Source organism: Kitasatospora sp. NPDC086801 (genome assembly GCF_044745805.1).
Taxonomy (GTDB): domain Bacteria; phylum Actinomycetota; class Actinomycetes; order Streptomycetales; family Streptomycetaceae; genus Kitasatospora.
Map to the genome: position 1 here is coordinate 303,841 of NZ_JBIVAX010000005.1, position 19,096 is coordinate 322,936.

At 74.7% G+C, this 19,096-nt stretch carries 17 protein-coding genes; 7 read left to right on the forward strand and 10 right to left on the reverse strand.

Features of this window, described 5'->3' with window-relative positions; genetic code table 11:
* Window positions 1-198: 198 nt before the first annotated feature.
* Window positions 199-1,716: a DNA-3-methyladenine glycosylase 2 family protein gene (locus ACIPLC_RS09890; RefSeq protein WP_400472429.1), complete on the forward strand. Its 1,518-nt coding sequence runs from the start codon at window positions 199-201 to the stop codon at window positions 1,714-1,716.
* On the forward strand, window positions 1,713-2,222 hold the full coding sequence (locus ACIPLC_RS09895; RefSeq protein ID WP_400472430.1) for a methylated-DNA--[protein]-cysteine S-methyltransferase: 510 nt from the start codon (window positions 1,713-1,715) through the stop codon (window positions 2,220-2,222). The genes ACIPLC_RS09890 and ACIPLC_RS09895 overlap by 4 nt, the downstream gene beginning before the upstream one ends.
* A 27-nt stretch (window positions 2,223-2,249) precedes the next feature.
* On the opposite strand, the gene ACIPLC_RS09900 is transcribed toward ACIPLC_RS09895, so the two are convergent.
* Entirely contained in the window at window positions 2,250-2,783 is a 534-nt protein-coding gene (locus ACIPLC_RS09900; protein ID WP_400472431.1) for a GNAT family N-acetyltransferase, read from the reverse strand.
* A gap of 105 nt (window positions 2,784-2,888) precedes the next feature.
* On the reverse strand, window positions 2,889-3,395 hold the full coding sequence (locus ACIPLC_RS09905; protein WP_400472432.1) for a MarR family winged helix-turn-helix transcriptional regulator: 507 nt from the start codon (window positions 3,393-3,395) through the stop codon (window positions 2,889-2,891).
* A gap of 190 nt (window positions 3,396-3,585) precedes the next feature.
* Between ACIPLC_RS09905 and ACIPLC_RS09910 the strand changes: the two genes are divergently transcribed.
* Window positions 3,586-5,133: an MFS transporter gene (locus tag ACIPLC_RS09910; RefSeq protein WP_400472433.1), complete on the forward strand. Its 1,548-nt coding sequence runs from the start codon at window positions 3,586-3,588 to the stop codon at window positions 5,131-5,133.
* 95 nt (window positions 5,134-5,228) lie between these two features.
* Here the strand turns inward: ACIPLC_RS09910 and pth are convergent, their stop codons facing one another.
* The 4 genes from pth to ACIPLC_RS09930 form a co-directional block, all read right to left on the reverse strand.
* Window positions 5,229-5,816, reverse strand: a complete 588-nt coding sequence (gene pth, locus ACIPLC_RS09915; RefSeq protein WP_400472434.1) for an aminoacyl-tRNA hydrolase — start codon at window positions 5,814-5,816, stop codon at window positions 5,229-5,231.
* 109 nt (window positions 5,817-5,925) lie between these two features.
* Window positions 5,926-6,654: a DUF305 domain-containing protein gene (locus ACIPLC_RS09920; protein WP_400472435.1), complete on the reverse strand. Its 729-nt coding sequence runs from the start codon at window positions 6,652-6,654 to the stop codon at window positions 5,926-5,928.
* Window positions 6,651-7,316: a DUF3105 domain-containing protein gene (locus tag ACIPLC_RS09925; protein ID WP_400472436.1), complete on the reverse strand. Its 666-nt coding sequence runs from the start codon at window positions 7,314-7,316 to the stop codon at window positions 6,651-6,653. Before ACIPLC_RS09925 ends, ACIPLC_RS09920 begins: the two co-directional genes overlap by 4 nt.
* A 103-nt stretch (window positions 7,317-7,419) precedes the next feature.
* The gene (locus tag ACIPLC_RS09930; RefSeq protein WP_400472437.1) at window positions 7,420-7,920 is read right to left on the reverse strand and encodes a hypothetical protein; all 501 of its coding nucleotides are present in this window, start codon (window positions 7,918-7,920) and stop codon (window positions 7,420-7,422) included.
* Window positions 7,921-8,248: 328 nt separating this feature from the next.
* Here ACIPLC_RS09930 and ACIPLC_RS09935 point away from each other — a divergent pair, with 328 nt between their 5' ends.
* Together ACIPLC_RS09935 and ACIPLC_RS09940 are read left to right on the forward strand one after the other, a co-directional pair.
* Window positions 8,249-9,871: a hypothetical protein gene (locus ACIPLC_RS09935; RefSeq protein ID WP_400472438.1), complete on the forward strand. Its 1,623-nt coding sequence runs from the start codon at window positions 8,249-8,251 to the stop codon at window positions 9,869-9,871.
* A gap of 468 nt (window positions 9,872-10,339) precedes the next feature.
* Window positions 10,340-10,789, forward strand: coding sequence for a hypothetical protein (locus tag ACIPLC_RS09940; RefSeq protein ID WP_400472439.1), 450 nt, complete (start codon window positions 10,340-10,342; stop codon window positions 10,787-10,789).
* Between the two features lie 320 nt (window positions 10,790-11,109).
* On the opposite strand, the gene ACIPLC_RS09945 is transcribed toward ACIPLC_RS09940, so the two are convergent.
* From ACIPLC_RS09945 to ACIPLC_RS09960, 4 genes are all read right to left on the reverse strand, one after another.
* The gene (locus ACIPLC_RS09945) at window positions 11,110-11,709 is read right to left on the reverse strand and encodes a TetR/AcrR family transcriptional regulator (RefSeq protein ID WP_400472440.1); all 600 of its coding nucleotides are present in this window, start codon (window positions 11,707-11,709) and stop codon (window positions 11,110-11,112) included.
* Between the two features lie 133 nt (window positions 11,710-11,842).
* Window positions 11,843-12,889, reverse strand: a complete 1,047-nt coding sequence (locus ACIPLC_RS09950) for an agmatine/peptidylarginine deiminase (RefSeq protein ID WP_400472441.1) — start codon at window positions 12,887-12,889, stop codon at window positions 11,843-11,845.
* A 51-nt stretch (window positions 12,890-12,940) separates the two neighbouring features.
* Window positions 12,941-14,656: an urease subunit alpha gene (locus tag ACIPLC_RS09955; RefSeq protein WP_400472442.1), complete on the reverse strand. Its 1,716-nt coding sequence runs from the start codon at window positions 14,654-14,656 to the stop codon at window positions 12,941-12,943.
* Window positions 14,653-15,363 (reverse strand): urease subunit gamma, encoded by a 711-nt coding sequence (locus ACIPLC_RS09960; protein WP_400472443.1) that lies wholly within the window; start codon window positions 15,361-15,363, stop codon window positions 14,653-14,655. Before ACIPLC_RS09960 ends, ACIPLC_RS09955 begins: the two co-directional genes overlap by 4 nt.
* A gap of 508 nt (window positions 15,364-15,871) precedes the next feature.
* On the opposite strand from ACIPLC_RS09960, the gene ACIPLC_RS09965 reads away from it, so the two are divergent.
* Together ACIPLC_RS09965 and ACIPLC_RS09970 are read left to right on the forward strand one after the other, a co-directional pair.
* Window positions 15,872-16,387 (forward strand): ATP-binding protein, encoded by a 516-nt coding sequence (locus ACIPLC_RS09965; protein WP_400472444.1) that lies wholly within the window; start codon window positions 15,872-15,874, stop codon window positions 16,385-16,387.
* Window positions 16,388-16,752: 365 nt separating this feature from the next.
* A complete protein-coding gene (locus ACIPLC_RS09970; protein ID WP_400472445.1) occupies window positions 16,753-19,092 on the forward strand; it encodes a SpoIIE family protein phosphatase in 2,340 nt (779 codons plus the stop codon).
* Window positions 19,093-19,096: the final 4 nt, after the last annotated feature.

The window sequence follows — 19,096 nt, forward strand, 5'->3', positions numbered from 1 at the left end:
TCTCCTCGGGCGTGGTCTCCGAGGCATGGCCTCCCCGGCCCGGGCCCTCCGGGCCGGTGCTCGGGATGGGCGGGTGGATGGGTGGGTGGGACGGGCGGAGGGGAGGGGGTGGGGGGAGGGGGGAGGGGGGAGAGCCCCCAATGGCCATGTCCGATTCCCGCCAGTCACCCCCCGCCCCAGTGCCGCAGACTGGACAGCGTGATCGACGACGACATCCGGTACCGAGCCGTGGACAGCCGCGACGCCCGCTTCGACGGGGTCTTCTTCACGGCCGTCACCTCCACCGGCATCTACTGCCGACCGAGTTGCCCCGCCGTGACTCCCAAGCGCGTCAACTGCGTCTTCTACCCCAGCGCCGCGGCCGCCCAGGGGGCCGGCTTCCGCGCCTGCCGCCGCTGCCGCCCCGACTCCGTGCCGGGCTCGCCGGAGTGGAACCACCGCGCCGACCTGGTCGGCCGCGCGATGCGCCTGATCGGCGACGGCGTGGTGGACCGCGAGGGCGTCGCGGGCCTGGCCGGCCGCCTCGGCTACAGCGCCCGCCAGCTCCAGCGCCAGCTCATCGCAGAACTGGGCGCCGGCCCGATCGCCCTGGCCCGCGCCCGCCGCGCCCAGACCGCCCGGCTGCTGCTGCAGACCACCGAACTCCCGGTCACCGACGTCGCGTTCGCGGCCGGCTTCGCCTCGGTGCGCCAGTTCAACGACACCGTTCGCGAGGTCTACGACCGCACCCCCAGCGGCCTGCGCGCCGAGGTCGCCGCCGGCCGCCGCATCGCGACCCCGGCCGGCGGCCTCACCCTGCGCCTGGCCTACCGCGGCGCGCTCGACAGCGACCACCTGATCGACTTCCTGGCCCTGCGCGCCGTCCCCGGCGTGGAGGAGGTCGTCCCCGGCCCGCGCCCCGGCGTCCGCAGCTACCGGCGCACCCTGGCACTCCCGTACGGGCACGGCATCGCCGAGGTCGACGGGCTGGCGCCGGGCGAACCGCGCACCCGAGGCTGGCTCGACTGCCGCCTGCTGCTCGCCGACCTGCGCGACCTCCCGACCGCCGTCCAGCGTCTGCGCGGCCTGTTCGACCTGGACGCCGACCCGGACGCGGTCGACGAGCAGCTCGGCGCCGACCCGGTGCTCGGCCCCCTGGTCCGGGAACGTCCCGGCCTGCGCTCGCCCGGCCACGTGGACCCGCACGAGCTGGCCGTCCGCGCCGTCCTCGGCCAGCAGATCACGGTGGGCGCCGCCCGGACCCTGGCCGGCCGGCTGGCCGAGAAGTACGGCACCGCGCTGCCCGAGCCGAGCGGCGGCCTGCGACTGCTGTTCCCGACGGCGGCGGTGCTGGCCACCGCCGATCCGGAGGACTTCGCGATGCCCGCCGCCCGCCGCCGCGCGCTCACCGGCCTGTGCGCGGCCCTGGCCGAGGGGGCGGTGCGACTCGACGGCGGGGTGGACCGGGAGGAGTCCGCCGCCCGGCTGCTGGCCCTGCCCGGCATCGGCCCCTGGACCGTCGGCTACCTGAGGATGCGGGCCCTCGCCGACCCCGACGTCTTCCTCCCGAGCGATGTGGGCGTCAAGCACGGCCTCGTCCGGCTCGGCGCCCCCGGCGACCCGAAGAACGCCGCCCGCGCGGCCGAGGCGTGGGCCCCGTGGCGCTCCTACGCCGTGCACCGGCTGTGGGCCGGGCCCGTGAGCGCCAGCACTGGAACGGAGAACGTACAGGCATGAGTACCACCGTCTACACCACCATGGAGAGCCCGTTCGGCCAGCTGCTGCTGTCCGGCGTCCTGCCCGAGGGCGGCGGCGCGGCGGCGCTGGCCACCGTCACCGCGCCCGGTCAGAAGTACGCGCTGGCCGAGCCCGCCGACGACTGGGTCCTCGACCCGGAGGCGCTCGCCGAGCCGGTCGCCCAACTGGCCGCCTACTTCGCGGGCGAGCGCACCACCTTCGACCTCCCGCTCGCCCCGGTGGGCACCGAGTTCCGCCGGCGGATCTGGGCCGCCCTGGACGAGATCCCCTACGGCGAGACCGTCACCTACGGCCAACTCGCCGATCTGGCAGGGGAGTCGCCGCGCGCGGTGCGGGCGGTCGGCGGCGCGGTGGGCGCCAATCCGCTGCTCATCGTCCGCCCCTGCCACCGCGTCATGGGTGCCAACGGTTCGCTGACCGGCTTCGCGGCGGGCGTGGACCGCAAGCGCTGGCTGCTGGAGCTGGAGTGCGGCACGCTGTTCTGACGCGTCCGCCCGGGCGGCGGCGCGGGTTCAGCCCGCCGCTGCCCGCAGGTCCAGGTCCTCCAGGTCCACCCGCCAGTTGTGGCTGCGCATGAACCGCCCGGGCGGGAACTCGAAGTCCGTCTCGCCGACGAGGCTGAACCCGGCCTTCGCGCAGACCGCGTTGGAGGCCGGGTTGTCCACCGAGGGGAAGGCGTGCAGGTGGCGGTGGGCGGCCTCGCGGCGGGCGGCCGCGACGGCGGCGCGGGTGGCGGCGACGGCGATGCCCCGCCCCTGGTGGCCGGGCAGGACGTTCCACCCCATCTCGTGGACGGTCTCGCCCTCCCAGGTGCGGGTGCCGTAGCCGACGGTGCCGACGGCCTCGCCCTCGGGGAGCAGCACGATCCGGTACATGCAGCCCAGGCCGGACGGGACGAAGTCCAGGTAGCGCCGGTGCCGGACGAGCAGTTGCTCCTCGGTCTCCGGGCCGCCGACGTGCTTCTTCATCTCCGAGGTGTTCACCCGGCGCAGCAGCGCGAGGTCGGCGTCCGTCCAGGGCTCGATCAGTACCTGCGCTGTGCTCATGCCGGGGACGGTAGCGGTCCGGACGGGTCGGTGACCAGCGGTTTTGGCGGCGCCCGGGGGTTCAGCCCTGGGCGGGTTCAGCCCTGGGCCGGGCCGGGCCGGGGTTCAGGTCGGGTCGGGGCCCTGGCTGGTCTCGGCGAGGGCGCGGGCGAGTTGTTCGAGGGCGGGCAGGGCGTGGACGACGGCGTCGCGGTCGGCGGGGTCGAGGGTGCCGAGGGCGGTGGCGATGCGGCGCTCGTGGGCGTGCTGCCAGTCGTCGAGCTGGCGCCGGCCGGCCGGGGTGAGGGCGATGCGGGCGGTGCGGCGGTCGCCGGGGTCGGCCTGGCGGTCGACGAATCCGGCGTCGAGGAGCTTGCCGACCAGTCCGCTGACGGTGTTGGGGGCGAGCCGCTGCCGGGCGGCGAGTTCGCCGACCCGCAGGGGCGCGGCTGCGAGGGTCTGGAGGAGTTCGACCTGCGCCATGGGCAGGGACTCCCACGGGTAGTCGGTGCGGATGCTGCTGCGCAGGGCGCGGCGCAGCCGGGTGACGGTGTCGGTGAGCCGCCGGGCGTGGTCGACCGCCGTTTCGGGGCTTTCGGTGGCGGGGTCGGGGACGTGTGGTGACGACGGCATGGCGGACAGCGTATCGCCTGGTACGGGCCGGTCCGGCGGGCTGTCCACCGGCGGACGGGGGCTCCCGGAGGTCCCCGGAGGTCCCCGGAACTTCGCGGAACTTCGCGGAACTTCGCGGAACGTCAAGAGATCCCGTCGGAAAGCGAGCAGCTCGTAGAAAGAACATATCTGCATCCGATATATTTGTGGCATGAACGCCACCGCCCTTGCCGCGCGGCTGCTCACCGAGCGGCCCCGGCCCCGCGGCATAGCCGGCTGGCGTCACGCCCACTGGCTGGCCGTCGGCACCGTCTGCCTCGGCGCCTTCCTCGGCCAGCTCACCGCCAGCGTCACCGCCCTCGTCTTCCCGGCCCTCGGCCGGCACTTCAACGCGGGCTTCGCGGCCGTCGAATGGGTCGCCCTCGCCTACCTCCTGGTGCTGGTCGCCCTGCTCGCCCCGGTCGGCTGGCTCTCCGACCTGGTCGGCCGCAAGACCATGTACCTCGGCGGCTTCGCCGTCTTCGCCCTGGCCTCGCTCGGCGCCGGATACGCCGGCAGCCTCGGCGTGCTGGTCGCCTGCCGGGCCGTCCAGGCCGTCGGCGGCGCGATGATGCAGGCCAACAGCGTCGCGCTGGTGGCGCGCGGCGTCCCGGAGCACGCCATGCGGCGGGCGCTCGGCATCCAGGCGGCCGCCCAGGGGCTCGGACTGGCGCTCGGGCCCAGCCTCGGCGGGCTGCTGGTCGAGCACGCCTCCTGGCGGTGGGTGTTCTGGATCAACGTGCCGATCGGGGTGCTGGGCATCCTGGCCGGCTGGTTCCTGCTGCCCCGCACCCGCACCGGGAGCCCGCTCACCGCTGGGAACCTGCTCACTACCGGGAACCCGCTCACCGCCAGTGCCGGGAGCCCGCTCGCGGGGGCCGCCACGACCCTGCCCGCCCCCCGCGCCGAGGGCGCCCCCCGCGCGAGCGCCGCCGCGAGCCCGCCGGCCACCCAGTCCGGCGGCCGCTTCGACCTGCCCGGCCTGCTGCTGCTCACCGGCTCCACCACCGCGCTGCTGCTCGCCCTGTCCACCGCCTCCGGACTGCCGCTGCCCGGCTGGGCCGTCGCCGCCCTGCTGCTCGCTGCCGCCGTCCTCGCGCTCGCGCTGGTCCGCCAGGAGCGGCGGGCCGCCCGGCCGATCCTGGCGCCCGGCCTGGTCAACACCCCGGGGGTGCGGTCCGGACTGGTGGTCTCGCTGATCGGCTACCTGCTGCTGTTCTGCCCGCTCGTGCTCGGCCCGGTGCTGCTCACCGGCGCGGGCGTGCCGGTGGCCCGGGCGGGCCTGGTGATCACCCTGCTGCCCGCCGCGTTCGCGCTCGCCGCGACCGTCGGCGGCGCGCTGCTGCCGCGCGGCTGGTCGGACGTCGCCCGCTGCCGCGCGGGCGCGCTGCTCGCGGCTGCGGGGTTGCTGCTGTTCGCCCTGCTGCCGGTCTCCGGGGCGGCCGTGGCGGTGCCGTTGCTGCTCGCCGGCTACGGGCTGGGCCTGCTGCTGCCCGCCAACAACGCGCTGGTGATGCGGGCGATCCCGGCGCAGTGCTCGGCGGTCGGCGGCGGCATGGTGAACATGGCGCGCAGCCTCGGGACGGCGCTCGGCACCGCGCTGCCCGTCCTCGGCGTCCACCTGGCGGGCCCGGCGTCCGGCGGCCGTACGGTGCTGCTCGCCCTCGCGGCGGTCGCGGTGGCGGCCGTGGCCCTGACCCGGCCGGTCCACCAGAGCTGAGGCCGGAGCTCCGTCCCCGGGGCCTGAGGCCGGAACTCCGTCCCCGGGCCTGAGCCCGGAGCTCCGTCCCCGGGCCTGAGCCCAGGCCTCCGTCGCTAGGCTTCCGAGCGGACGTTCAGCGCGTCCTGGGCCCGGTTGAGGCCGAGCCGCACCAGTGTGTCCAGCGCGTCCGCGCACCGGTCCAACACCCCTGGCAGGGCGGCCTGTTCGTGGTCCGAGAACTTCTTCAGCACGAAGTCGCCGATGCTCTGCCCCTTCGGCGGGCGCCCGATGCCGAAGCGCAGCCGCACGAAGTCACGGGTGCCGAGCACCTCGCCCACCGAGCGCACGCCGTTGTGGCCACCGGGGCCGCCGCCGCGCTTGAGCCGTCCGGCGCCGAACGCGAAGTCCAGGTCGTCCTGCACGACCACCAGGTGCTCGACCGGGACGCCGTAGCGCCGCAGCAGGCCGGACACCGGCCGGCCGGACAGGTTGACGAACCACTGCGGCTTGGCCAGCACCACCCGGTGGCCGTCGACCTCGATCTCCGCCACCAGGGCGCCGATCCCGCGCCGCCGGAACCGGGCGCCGTACCGTTCGGCCAGCCGCTCCACGGTCAGGAAGCCGGCGTTGTGCCGGGTCAGCCGGAACCACGGGCCGGGGTTGCCCAGTCCGGCGATCAGCCAGGGCGCGGCGGGGGTCATCGGAACTCCAGGGGCTTGTCGCGGACGCGGGACGGCCGGGGCACGGTACGCACGGTACGGGACCGTCGACCGCGCCCCGGCCGTCCGGGGACACACGGAGTGGGGTGGGTCAGGACGCGGGCACGCCGGGGGCGGCGCCGCGCTCCGTGAGCATGTCGGTCATCAGCTGGACCTCAGAGGTCTGCGCGACCACCATCGACTGGGCGAGCCGCTTCTCGGCGTCGTTCCTCGCCAGGTCCACATAGCCCTGGGCCATTTCGACGCCGCCCTTGTGGTGCTGGATCATCAGCTGCAGGTAGTACACCTCGGCGTCCCGCCCGCTGAGCGAACGCAGCTTCGCCAGTTGGGTGTTGGTGGCCATGCCGGGCATCAGCGAACCGTCGTGGGCCTGGTAGTCGTGGTCCATCCTCATCCACGCCATCGGCTTGGCGGTCGAGTGCTGCGGCAGCCCCCACTGGTCGATCCAGCCCATCATCATCCCGCGCTGGTTGGCCTGGGTGTTGATGATGTCGAAGGCCAGGGTGCGGGTCGCGTCGTCGCCGGTGCGGTCCCGGACGATGAACGACAGGTCCACCGCCTGCTGGTGGTGGGTCGCCATGTCGCGGGCGAACCCGGCCTCGGGCGAGTCGTCCGCCGGGACGGCCACCGAGGCCGACCCGGACGCCGACGTCCCGCTCGCCACCAGGGCGGGCACCCCGAGGGCCAGCGCGAGCGCGGCGGCCAGCGCGGCCGGCCACCACAGCCGCCGACGGGCCGGGCGCGGCGCCTCGGCCTCGTCCGCGAACTCCTCGGCGGCGTGCTCGGAGCCGTCCTCGGGCAGGGCCGCGTCGGCGGTCACATCTGCCCCATGGTGCAGGAGGCGCCGGGCTCCTGGGTCTGCTTGCCCTGGACGTACTTGGTGAAGAACTGGTTCACCCGGGGGTCGCTGGCGCTGTCCACGATCAGCTGGGTGCTCCAGGCGTTCAGGGTGATGGTGCCCTTCTCGTCCGGGTACGGGCTCATCAGCGAGTACGGGGTGGTCTTGACCTTGTCGGACAGCGTCTTGACGTCGTCCGGCGTCGCCTTGCCGTTGTACGTCACCCAGACCGCGCCGTGCTCCAGCGAGTGGACGGCGCGCTCGTTCTCGACCGGCTGGTCGTAGACGTGGCCCATGCAGTCCAGCCAGATCGCGTTGTGGTCGCCGCCGACCGGCGGGGTCATCGGGTAGCTGACCTTGTCCTTGACGTGGGTGCGGCTCAGCTCGCCGAAGGTCTGCACGCCCGGGATGTCCGCGTTGGCGGCGGCCTGCTTGTCCTTCTTGCTCTGGTTGGCGTCCATGATGATCCAGGTGCCGGTGGCGATCGCGCCGATCACCAGCACACCGGCCGCGATCGAGGCGATGACCTTGTTGCGGCGGTCGCGGCGCTGTTCGCCGGCGCGCAGCTCGGCTATCCGGGCGCGGCGGTCGGTCGGGCCGGGCTTGCCGGACTGCTTGCTGGACTGCTTCGAGGCGGAACCCATGGTGGTTGTCCTTGTCCCCGCCGCGCACTGCTGGTGGCGCGGCGGTCAGCTGAAAGAGGGGGAGGGGCGGATCCGCCGGCGGATGCCGGGCGGTGGGTTCCGCTCAGGACCGGTGTACTTGCAGCTCGTGCAGATCGGGCGCCGGATGCGGACCGTCCAGCAGCCCGGCGGGCACCACCCTGGGCAGCGCCTCGGCTGCCGGCGCGAGCGGTGACGCGGCCGGCTGCGGATGCGGCGGCGGGTTCGGCAGCTGGGCGTCCTGGGGGCAGTACGGGTGGCTGGAGCAGCCGTTGTCACGGCGCGGCGGCCCGCCGTCGGCCGTGCACCACGTCCAGTGCCGCTGCTCCTCGGCGCGCTGGCGCTGGTCGGAGGCCTTGGCGGCGGGGCCGGTGTGCGGGGCGTGCCCGGAGGCCGTCGTGACGGTGACGGCGGCGCTGACGGTGGTCGGCGTCGGAGGGGCGTGTGTGCCGACCGCCTTCGCCTGGCCCGCGCACGGCAGCGCCGTGAGCAGCGCGACCAGCAGCAGGACCCACAGCGCACTCACCGGGCGGCCCGCCGGTGCGGCCCTCCCCGGTCGGGGTGAGCTGGGGGTCGACGCGGTCATGCGCACATTTAATCAGCCGAACGAGTGAAGCGATGCCCCTCCTCCGCCCCCATTTTCGGCCGCTCCCGGGCCCGAACACCCCGGAAACGCCCTGCTCCGGGCACATCCGGCAAGCAGGGACGAACGGGACCGAACGCGGGGTGAATGCGGGGGTGAACGCGGCACCGGACTCCCCGGTGAAACCCGAGGTGAACGCGGTGGCCGGGAACGGCCGGGCGCTGACCGGTTGTCGCCGAAACCCGGACAGCGTCGTTGCACTTGGAGACAATGACGTCGAGTCCGGCCCCGCCGGGGGCGGCGCGACCACGGACCGACCAGGAGCCGCCAGATGAGCAAGCAGGGTGCCCCCGCACAGTCGCACCGGCCGGACGACGGCTGGTGGGACACGGTCTACGACGGCCCGGCGGGCACCCTCCCCGACACCCCGCACGCCGACCCCGGCGACGGCAGCGTCGACGACTGGTTCGACACGGCGGTCGGCCTCATCGGCCAGCAGCGCACGGTCGAGCCGGAGCCGGAGCCGGTGCCGGACGCGGACCCGGTGCTGGAGCCGGTGCCGGTGGTGGACCCGGAGCCGGTGCCGGAACCGGCAGTGGAACCGGCGGCGGACGAGGTGCTGGGACGGGACAGTATCGACGACTGGTTCGACACCGCGATCGGCGTCATCGGACCCCAGCGGACGGCGGAGCAGACCCATACCGTCCCCGCCCCTGATGCCCTTGACGGCCCGGGACCCGAAGCCGAGGCCGCCCCCACCCCGGTCTCCCTGGACAAGCCCGCTCCCGAGCCCATCCCCGAGCCCATCCCCGAGCCCATCCCCGAGCCCATCCCCGAGCCCGCGCCCGTGCCGGAACCGGCCCCCGCACCGGCCGCCGCCACCGCGGAACCCGAGCCCGAGCCCGAGCCCGAACCCGAGGCCGTCGTCGAACCGGTACCCGCTCCCGCTTCCGCACCGGAACCGGAGCCCGAACCCGAGCCCGACACCCTCGCCACCGCGACCATCCCCGACCCGCGCCCGGCCGTCCGCTCACCGCTCGCCGACGGCGCCCCCGCCGTACCGCACATCGGTGAGCGGCCGCCGACCTACGGGCCGGAGCCGACCGCCGTCCCGGAGGCGGACCCGGGCGTGCTCGGGGCGCTCGTGCCGGACACCGTCCTGGAGGGCGCCCAGTACGGGCCGTCCGTGCTGCGCGCCGTCTCCGTCCGCGGCGACTCCGCCCGCTACCGGGGCGAGTCGCGGCGGGACGCGCTGCTGATCACCAGGTTCGGGGACGGTCCGGACGGGCTGCTGCTCGCCGTGCTCGGCGGCATCGACCGGACCGGCACCGCCGCGGACGAGGCGCTCTCCCCGGAGGCCGTCGCCACCAGCACGGGCGAGGCCTGCCGCCACCTGGCCGCCGCGGTGGGCCGCAGCCGGGAGGGCCTGGCCGCCGACCTGCGCGACGGCGCCCGGGACCGGCTCCGCTACGGCCTCCAGCGGCTCGCCACCGGCGCGGTCGCCCCGCTGCGCGCGCTCGTGCCCCGGGGCGAGGAGGACGGCACGCCGTCCCCGGCCTCGCTGCACTGCCTGCTGCTGTCACTCGACCCGGCGGCCGGCCACCGGGCGGCCTTCGGGGTCGGTCCGGGCGGGCTCTACCTGCTGCGCTCCGGCCACTGGATCGACGCGTACGCGGCCCGTCTGCTGCACCACCCGGACGGCCAGCAGCAGCCGGAGGAGGAGCCGAGGCCGTTCCGCTTCCGGCTGGTCCCCGCCACCCCGGGCGACGTCCTGCTGCTCTGCACCCCCGGCCTGGCCCGCCCGATCGCCGACGAGCCGGCCGTCGCCCACTTCCTGTCCACCCACTGGGCCCACCCGCACCCGCCCGGCACCGTCGACTTCCTCCGCCAGGTCCAGGTCCGCGCCAAGGGCTACGCTGACGACCGCACGGCCGCCGCCGTCTGGACCGAATGACGACCGCATGACGACCAAATGACGACCGCATGCCGGCTGGAGCACCGCCGGCCCGGTCGGGTGCTTACCGCCGGCCGGGGCGGCTGCGGCGGTCCTCGGGCTCGGCGGGCCGGAACCCGCCGCTCGCCTGGCCGGGGCGCTCGGTGTGGTCGTGGCCGTCGCCTCCGCCCCGTACGTCTGACGGCCCGTCGTACCGGTGGCGGGGCGCTTCCTGCGCCCGTCGCCGTCGCCGTCGCCGTCGCCGTCGCCGTCGCCGTCGATGGTGATGGTGATGGCGGAGGCGGAGGCGGAGCGGGTCGAGTAACTGGTCGTCCAGCGCGCGGACGTGACGGCCACGCAGGCCGCCGAGATCCCCTGGATCGAACGGGACCTGTACGACGGGGCGCCGCCCGTCTGGTCGCGCTCGGGCTCTCGCCGTCGACCGCCGGGGAGCTGACGGGAAGTCACCCCGGCCGGGCCGGGGCACTGATGCGGGACGCGCAGGCCGGTGCCACCGCCTCGCCGGCCGAACTCCGTGACCTGATCCGGGGGATCAGCCCGCCGGTGCTGAACGGGCGGGGGATCGTCGACGCCGTCCGCGCCCTCGCCCTGGACGTCCCGCTCGACGTGGCCGTCAGCGCCGGCGCCCCGCTGCGCCTGGACCCGCCGATCGAGTCCGCCGTCTACTTCGGCGTCTACTTCGGCGTCGCCGAACTGCCGGCCGACGCGGTCCGGCACGCCGGGGCGTCCCGGGCACGGATCTCCCCCACGCGGGACGGCACCGAGGGGCTCTCCAGCCAGGCCGTCGGCCGCCGGCTCCTCCTCGGCGAGAGTGCGATCGGCAAGTACGCCACCTCGATGTCCGGCAAGCTCGGCATCTCCGAGGATGACGCCAACCGTCGCGTCCGCGCCGTCCTCACGTACCTGAACAAGCCCTAGCCCGATCCGGGCCCTCCCGTGGCGAAATATGTAGACCGACCGACATATTTGCCGGCCGCGCGAGAAGGCGGCGGGCCCGACTTCTCGCGCACTGCCCGCGCCCTCGGCGGGTGAATATGTAGACCGACCGACATATTTTCCCGTGGCAGCGGCCGTTGCGGCCGTGCTGGCGCGATGGACTGCGCAGGAAGTCGGCCTGGCCGACTTCCTGCGCGCCAAGCGCCCAGGCGCCACGCATCACCACGCACCCTGTCGTCACGCCACCGGGGAGAAATCTATAGACCGGTCGGTATATTTCCCCCTTGCCGCAGGCCCCGGAGTCAGGTGCGCAGGAGGATGGCGGCGACGGCGGTGGCCTGGGTGAGGGCGGCGGGGCGGTGGGCGTCGGGGAGGCCGATGGCGATGGGGACGGCCAGGCCGTCGAGGAGCGCGCGGATCTGGGCGGCGCGGTCGGCGGCGGGCCCGGGGGTGAAGTGGCCGGTGGCGGCGCCCTCCTCGATGAGGGCGACCAGGTCGGCCTGCCAGGGCGCCTCGATCTCCTGCTGTCCCTGGCGGATCTCGGCGCTGGCGGGGGAGCGCCCCCACACCTCGACCCACAGGATCCAGCGCGGGTCGCCCGCCCCGTCGGGCAGGTAGAGGCGAAGGTAGGCGTCGAGCCGCTGCCAGGGGTCGCGGGAGCGGTCGGCGAGGGCGTCGCGGCGGCGGGCGCCGAGTTGGTCCTCGCTCCAGCGGAGGGTCTCCAGCAGCAGCTGGTCCTTGCTGCCGAAGTAGTAGAGCAGGTGCCCGGCGCTCATCTGGAGCTGTTTGCCGAGCCCGGCCATGGTGAGTTTGGCGAGCCCGTGCTCGGCGATCGCGGCCCGGGCGGTGGCGAAGACCTCCTCGCGGGGGCGCGCCGGTCGGCGTGGGCGGGCGTCCGCCATGTGTGTCGCTCTCCCTCGGTGGAACGGGCGTCCTCGGTGGAACGGGCGTCCGGACGCTGCCGGGGCGGGGGAGGTGCTCCGCCCCGGCAGCACAGGTGGCACGGGCAGCACAGGCAGCACAGGCAGCCGGGGGTCAGACGGACTTCGGCTGCTGCTGGGTGATGCAGTGGATGCCGCCGCCGTTGGCGAAGATCTCGCGGGCGTCGACGAGTTCGACGGTGCGGCCCGGGTAGGCGCGGCCGAGGATGGCGGCGGCCTCCTGATCGCGCGGGTCGTCGAAGGCGCACAGGACCACGGCGCCGTTGGCCACGTAGTGGTTGATGTAGGAGTAGTCGACCGGTTCGCCGTCCTCGTCCAGCAGGACGGTGGGGGCGGGGAGTTCGATGACCTCCAGCGGCCGGCCCCGGGCGTCGGTGGCGGCGCGCAGGATGGCGACGAGCTCCTGGCAGACCGCGTGGTCCGGGTGGGCGGCGTCCGGCTGGACGTGGGCGACGACGACGCCGGGGCGCACGAAGGAGGCGACGATGTCGATGTGCCCGCGGGTGCCGAACTCGTCGTAGTCGCGGGTGAGTCCGCGCGGCAGCCAGATCGCCTTGGTGGTGCCGAGGAAGGCGTGCAGCTCGGCCTCGACCTCCTCCTTGGTCCAGTCCGCGTTGCGGCCCTCGCCGAGTTGGACGGTCTCGGTGACCAGGACGGTGCCCTCGCCGTCGACGTGGATGCCGCCGCCCTCGTTGATCAGCCGGGAGGCGAAGCGCTGGACGCCCGTCAGTTCGCTGATGTGCTCGGCGATGTGCTGGTCGTCGTCCCAGCGGGCCCAGGACTGGGCGCCCCAGCCGTTGAAGATCCAGTCGGCGGCGGCCAGCGAGCCCTTGCCGTCGATCAGGAAGGACGGGCCGATGTCGCGCATCCAGGCGTCGTCGAGCGGGCGCTCGACGATCTCGACCTGCTCGGAGACGTACTGGCGGGCGTCCGCGGTCTCGCCGGTGTTGACGACCAGGGTGACCGGCTCGTACCGGACGATGGTGTTGGCGACGGCGGCCCAGGCCTCGCGGCCCGCGTGCAGGTTCTCGGGGGTGTCGAAGGTGGGGTTGGCGGTGGGGAAGGCCATCCAGGTGCGGTCGTGCGGGTGCCACTCGGCGGGCATCCGGTAGCCGAGGGAGGCGGGCGTGGGGGTGGTCATCCGGGAGTCCTAGTGGGGGGAGGCGTTCGGCGGAGGCGTTCGGCGGAAGTGTCAGAGGAAGTAGAGGCGGCTGAGCGAGACGCTGTCCGCGGGTTCGGAGCGCAGCGGTTCGCCGTCCAGCGAGACCAGGCCGGTCTGGGTGACGTCGACGCGGCCGACCCGGGCGTTGCGGACCATGTCGCGCGGGCCGATGCCGCGGGTGTTCCGGACGCCGACGCGGCGGCGGCGGGTGGGCAGCCCGTCGGCGGGGCGGTCGAGGTAGGCGCCGTCGGCGGCGGCCTGGGCGACGAAGGCGACCGAGATGTCGGCGGCGGTGGCGCCGTGGGCGCCGAACTGCGGTCCGAGGACGAGGGGTTCGCAGGTGTCGGTGGAGGCGTTGGGGTCGCCGACCACACCGTAGGCGGGGAATCCGGCCTTCAGCACCAGCTGGGGTTTGGCGCCGAAGTGGTCGGGGCGCCACAGCACGATGTCGGCGAGCTTGCCGACCTCGATGGAGCCGACCTCGTGGGAGAGGCCGTGGGCGATGGCGGGGTTGATGGTGAGCTTGGCGATGTAGCGCAGCACGCGCTCGTTGTCGTCGCCGCTGGCCGTGGTCCCGTAGCCGCCGTCGAGGGGGCCGAGTTCGGCCTTCATCTTGCCGGCCATGGCGAAGGTGCGGCGGACGGTCTCGCCGGCGCGGCCCATGCCCTGGGCGTCGGAGGAGGTGATGCCGATGACGCCGAGGTCGTGCAGGACGTCCTCGGCACCCATGGTGCCGGCGCGGATGCGGTCGCGGGCCATGGCGGCGTCGCCGGGCAGGTCGGTCTTGAGGTCGTGGGCGGAGACGATCATGCCGAAGTGCTCGCCGAGCGCGTCGCGGCCGAACGGCAGGGTGGGGTTGGTGGAGGAGCCGATGACGTTCGGCACGCCCGCCATCTTCAGCACGTTGGGGACGTGTCCGCCGCCGCAGCCCTCGATGTGGAAGGCGTGGATCGTCCGCCCCTCCAGCACCTTCAGCGTGTCCTCCACCGACAGGCACTCGTTCAGGCCGTCGGTGTGCAGGGCGACCTGGACGTCGTACTCCTCGGCGACGCGCAGCGCGGTGTCCAGGGCGCGGGTGTGGGCGCCCATGTCCTCGTGGACCTTGAAGCCGGAGGCGCCGCCCTCGGCGAGGGCTTCGACGAGCGGGGCCGGGTCGGAGGACGAGCCGCGGCCCAGGAAGCCGATGTTGACGGGCCAGGCGTCGAAGGCGTTGAAGGCGTGGCGCAGCGCCCACGGTGAGTTGACGCCGACGCCCCAGACCGGGCCGAACTCCTGGCCGATGATGGTGGTGACGCCGGAGGCGAGCGAGGCCTCCATGATCCGCGGCGAGAGCAGGTGGACGTGGGTGTCGATGGCGCCGGCGGTGGCGATCATGCCCTCGCCGGAGACGATGGTGGTGCCGGTGCCGACGACGACGTCCACGCCGTCGAGGGTGTCGGGGTTGCCGGCGCGGCCGATCGAGGCGATCCGGCCGTCGATCAGGCCGATCGAGGTCTTGCGGATGCCCTGGATCGCGTCGATCACCAGGACGTTGCTGATCACCACGTCGCAGGTGTTGCGGACGGCGGCGGCCTTGAGGTGCAGTCCGTCGCGGGCGGTCTTGCCGAAGCCGGCCAGGAACTCCTCGCCGGGGGTCTGCGAGTCGGACTCGACCCGGACGATCAGGCCGGAGTCGCCGAGCCGGATCCGGTCGCCCGCCCGGGGGCCGTGCACCGAGATGTAGTCGTGGGGGGTGATGGACGTCATGACGGCACCTCCGCGTCGCCGAAGGTGGTCAGGTAGCCGGTCGCGCGGGCCTTGGCCAGGGCGGCCTCCTTCGCGCCGGGCGCGTCCAGCGGGCCGTCGACCAGGCCGGCGAAGCCGATCGCGACGCGCTCGCCGCCGATCGGCACCAGGCCGACCTCGACGGTGGCGCCCGGGTCGAAGCGCACCGAGGAGCCGGCCGGGACGGCCAGGTGGGTGCCGTAGGCGGCGGCGCGGTCGAAGGCGAGGCGCGGGTTGGCCTCGAAGAAGTGGAAGTGCGAGGTGACCGAGATCGGCACCTCGGAGGTGTTGTGGACGGGGAGCAGCACCGTCTCCTCGACCGGGTCGTAGCCGGCGCCGGCGCCGATCAGCGCGCCGCCGGGGGCCTCGTCGCCGAGCGATCCGGCGCCCTGGAACGGGTCGTTGACGACGGCCAGGCGGGTGCCGTCGTCGAAGACGGCCTCGACCTGGACGACGGTGACGACGTCCGGCACGCCGGGCAGCACGTCGTCGGCGGTGAGCACGGTGCGGCCGGCCTCGATGGCCTCGGCCAGGCGCCTGCCGTCGCGGGCGGCCTCGCAGACGGTGTCCGCGATCAGGGCGGTGGCCTCGGGGATGTTGAGGCGTACGCCCCGGGCGCGGCGGGCGCGGGCCAGCTCGGCTGCTGTGAAGATCAGCAGTCGGTCCCGCTCGGTGGGGGTCAGTCGCACGGTTCCTCGCTCGCGGTCGCCGGGGGAGGGGGTCGGCTTTCGGGGCGATGTTAGAACGTCGTTCAAACATCTCGGGCCATTGAACCCGGACCGGGCCGTCGTGTCCAGCGTTGCCGGTCCGGAGCGGTTCGGCTCGCCGGGCACGCGCCGGGCACGCGCCGGGCACGCGGCGAGGGTGGGGCGGGCACGCGGCGAGGGTGGGGCGGGCGCGCGGCGGGGTGCGACGGGGAGCGGGAGGGCGAAGCGGCCCGGCGCCCGGGCGCCGGGTGTGCGCGGGATCGAGCGGGGGCGGGCTCGAAAACAGACTCTGCGCTTCGCAAACCTGTCCGGCGCGGGCAGTTGGATCACGTGAACCTCCCCGTGCCCCTTTCACCCCACGTGATCGGACGCACACTGTTGCAAACGCCGTCAACTGGGCATGAGGATGGGTGGTCAGAACGAGGGGGCCACCCGGCCGGCGGGGGATCCGGAGGCGGGGGCCCGGATTTGAGGGCGGGGGCATGTGTTGATGGACGGTCAGTCGCGATTCCCGCGGCAGCGGACGAGTTCGGGTGACGCCTACCGGTCCGGGCCCGCCCAGGGCCCGGCCGGTGGCACCGGGACGACCCGGCCGGGCACCTCGGCCCCCGGCTGCGCCCTGCACCGCCGGCTGCACCTGACGCTCGATCCGGCCGACCTGGTCGCGGTCGGCTCGGTCCGGCGGCGGCTGCGGACGGCGCTCAGCCACTGGGGGGTGCCCGAGCTGTCGGACACCGCCGAACTGCTCTCCTCCGAGCTGGTGACCAACGCGCTGCTGCACACCGGCAAGGGCGCGGTGTTCGACGCGGTGCTCGGGTCGGACCACCGGTTGCGGATCGAGGTGCAGGACGGCACGACCCGGCTGCCCGGCCGACGTCGCGATCCGGACGTCGAGTACGCGACCTCGGGGCGTGGCCTGCTGCTGGTGGAGGCGCTCGCGGACGCGTGGGGCGTGCAACTGCGGGGCGACGGCAAAGTCACCTGGTTCGAGCTCGCCCTGCCCTGAGTCCGGTTGACCGGGCCGACCCGGCCGACCCGGCGGCCCCGGCCTTCGCGGACTGTGCGGGATGCGGGGTGCGGGGCGTACGGGGCACGCGCCCTGCCGCACCGTTCGGCGTCGATTCATTCGTCTTCGAAGGATGCCCAGAACAGAAGGCGGAACGGAAGATTTCCGGCCCGTTGCCATTGCCGCTCGGCCCAACATTGGACAGGATGGTGGGAATGTGTGTCCACGTGCGGGAAGCAGCGGGGAGACCGAACCTCGACCGACCACCGCCCGTCGACACCGTCCGATCCAGCACCACCCATCACACCGCCACGCGGCCCGTCCGGACGGTCGGCGCGGTCCGCCACGGCAGCGGCAGGAGCAGCATGCCCACTGAGCCCGAGTCGCCGGGGCCGGCGCTTCCACCCGGTGCGCCCACCGCCGAAGCGCAGCAGGCAGCCTCCACCCACACCGATCCGAAACCCGGCGGCCCCGCGACCGCCGGTCAGCCCCCCACCGGCCCCACCACGGCGGGGCAGGGCCGGGCGAAGCCGCCCGCCCAGGTCGTGCGCCGGCCCGCGCTGCGCCCGGCGCCCGCGCTCGCCGCCGGACGGCTGGCGACGGTGCTCCCCGGCGGCCTGCCGCCCGCCTCCGCGGACACCATGCCGGACTGGCTGGAGCCCGCGATGGCCGCCAACGGCATCGGCTCCTTCGACTGGGACATCCGCCGTGACGTCCTGGAGGGCGACCACCGGGCCTGCGCGATCATCGGCCTGGACAGCATGGACCAGGGCCGCTTCGACCGCACCGCCGGTTCCTTCCTGGCCCTGCTGCACCCCGAGGACGCGCCGGTGGTGCGCCGCCGGGTCGAGCGCGCGGTGGCCGAACTGGGCCAGTGCGGCGCCTACTACCGCACCGTCGGGCCCAACGGCACCATGCGCGCGGTGCGCTTCCGCGGCCGGGTGCTCGCGGACGCCTTCGGCCGGGCCTCCCGGATGGTGGGCTTCGTCTGGGACGCCACCGTCGAACTGCACAAGCGCGACCGCGCCGACCGGATGGCCCTGCTGCGCGAGGAGCGCTCCCGGTTCATCAAGGAGGCGGCCCGCGCCCTCTCCGAAGCCGTCACCGTCCGTGACGTGGCCCGGGTGTTCACCGGGCTGCCGCTGCCCGGACTGCCGCCGGACGGCCTGGTGCTGTCCTCCTTCGAGGCCGGCCGGACGCAGGTGCTCGGTGCCTCCGGCTACCGGACCGAGGCGCTGGCGGTCTGGGACCGCACGGTGCTGCCGGCCGGGCACCCGGCCGCCGAGGCGGTGCGCCACCGGGCGCCGGTGTTCATCCCGACCCGCGAGGAGTTCCGCGCGTCCTACCCCGAGGTGTGGGAACCGACCAGCCGTACCGGCCGCGGCTCCTGGGCGTTCCTGCCGCTGGTGGCCAGCGGGCGGGCGATCGGCGTGTGCGTGGTCAGCTTCGACGACGAGCGCGAGCTGGACGCGGACGAGCGCACCCTGCTGTCCACCCTGGGAGGGCTGGTCGCCCAGTCCCTGGCCCGGGCCCGGCTGCACGACGCCGAGCACGAGCTGGCGGCCGGCCTCCAGCGGGTGATGCTGCCGCGCACCGTGCCGTCCGTGCCGGGGGTGACGACCGCGGTGCGCTACCTGGCGGCCGGTTCCGGCCTGCAGATCGGCGGCGACTGGTACGACGTGGTGCCGCTGCCGGGCGGGCACGTCGGCCTGGTGATCGGGGACGTCCAGGGCCACGACGTGCACGCCGCCGGGATCATGGGCCAGCTGCGGATCGCGCTGCGCGCCTACGCGGCCGAGGGGCACCCGCCGGCCGCGGTGATGGCCCGCGCCTCCCGCTTCCTCGCCGACCTGGACACCGACCACTTCGCGACCTGCGCCTACGCCGAGGTCAACGTGGACTACGGCGTGGTCTACGCGGTCCGGGCCGGCCACCTCGACCCGGTGGTGCGCCGCGCGGACGGCACCGCCGCCGTGGTGCCGGTGGCCGGCGGGCTGCCGCTGGGCATCGACCCGGACCAGGAGTACCGGGTCACCCGGTTCAGCCTGGACCCGGGCGAGACCGTGCTGCTCTGTACCGACGGCCTGGTCGAGGCGCGCGGCACGGACCTGGACGAGGGCATCGCCCGGCTCACCCGGGCGCTCGCCCGGCCGCTGCTGCCCGCCGGGGAGGCGGCCCGCGACCCGTTGGAGGACCTGGCCGACCGGATCGCCTCCCAGGCCGCCGACTCCAGCGAGCGCGAGGACGACATAGCGTTGCTGCTCCTGCGCTGGGACGGCCCGGCCGGCGGCCTGGCCGCCCAGCAACTGCGCCGCCGGATCGGCCAGGCCGACCTGGCGCGGATCTCCGAGGTCCGGGCCGAGCTGCGCGACGCGCTGCGCCGCTGGGGCGTCGCCGAGTTCATCGACACCGCCGAGCTGCTCTCCTCCGAGCTGGTCACCAACGCCATCCGGCACACCGACCGGGACGCCATGTTCACCGCCCGGCTCTACCGGGAGCCGGTCTCGGACGGCGGCCGGGCCCGGCTGCGGGTCGAGGTGGAGGACGAGTCGGACCTGTGGCCGACCCGCCGGACGCCGGGGGAGCAGGCCTCCTCCGGGCGCGGGCTGATGCTCGTCGAGGCGCTGGCGGACGCCTGGGGCGTGGAGCCGCGCGGGTCCGGCAAGCGGATGTGGTTCGAGCTCAGCGGTACTCCCGCGGCCTGAGCGG

Excerpts from the sequence above, each read along its gene's own strand:
- ACIPLC_RS09910 (WP_400472433.1), top strand. The coding sequence starts at position 3,586 with ATGAACGCCACCGCCCTTGCCGCGCGGCTGCTCACCGAGCGGCCCCGG.
- ACIPLC_RS09955 (WP_400472442.1), bottom strand. The coding sequence starts at position 14,656 with ATGACGTCCATCACCCCCCACGACTACATCTCGGTGCACGGCCCCCGG.
- ACIPLC_RS09935 (WP_400472438.1), top strand. The coding sequence starts at position 8,249 with ATGAGCAAGCAGGGTGCCCCCGCACAGTCGCACCGGCCGGACGACGGC.
- ACIPLC_RS09905 (WP_400472432.1), bottom strand. The coding sequence starts at position 3,395 with ATGCCGTCGTCACCACACGTCCCCGACCCCGCCACCGAAAGCCCCGAA.
- ACIPLC_RS09930 (WP_400472437.1), bottom strand. The coding sequence starts at position 7,920 with ATGACCGCGTCGACCCCCAGCTCACCCCGACCGGGGAGGGCCGCACCG.
- ACIPLC_RS09965 (WP_400472444.1), top strand. The coding sequence starts at position 15,872 with ATGGACGGTCAGTCGCGATTCCCGCGGCAGCGGACGAGTTCGGGTGAC.
- pth (WP_400472434.1), bottom strand. The coding sequence starts at position 5,816 with ATGACCCCCGCCGCGCCCTGGCTGATCGCCGGACTGGGCAACCCCGGC.
- ACIPLC_RS09950 (WP_400472441.1), bottom strand. The coding sequence starts at position 12,889 with ATGACCACCCCCACGCCCGCCTCCCTCGGCTACCGGATGCCCGCCGAG.
- ACIPLC_RS09945 (WP_400472440.1), bottom strand. The coding sequence starts at position 11,709 with ATGGCGGACGCCCGCCCACGCCGACCGGCGCGCCCCCGCGAGGAGGTC.
- ACIPLC_RS09900 (WP_400472431.1), bottom strand. The coding sequence starts at position 2,783 with ATGAGCACAGCGCAGGTACTGATCGAGCCCTGGACGGACGCCGACCTC.
- ACIPLC_RS09895 (WP_400472430.1), top strand. The coding sequence starts at position 1,713 with ATGAGTACCACCGTCTACACCACCATGGAGAGCCCGTTCGGCCAGCTG.
- ACIPLC_RS09970 (WP_400472445.1), top strand. The coding sequence starts at position 16,753 with ATGCCCACTGAGCCCGAGTCGCCGGGGCCGGCGCTTCCACCCGGTGCG.
- ACIPLC_RS09940 (WP_400472439.1), top strand. The coding sequence starts at position 10,340 with ATGCGGGACGCGCAGGCCGGTGCCACCGCCTCGCCGGCCGAACTCCGT.
- ACIPLC_RS09925 (WP_400472436.1), bottom strand. The coding sequence starts at position 7,316 with ATGGGTTCCGCCTCGAAGCAGTCCAGCAAGCAGTCCGGCAAGCCCGGC.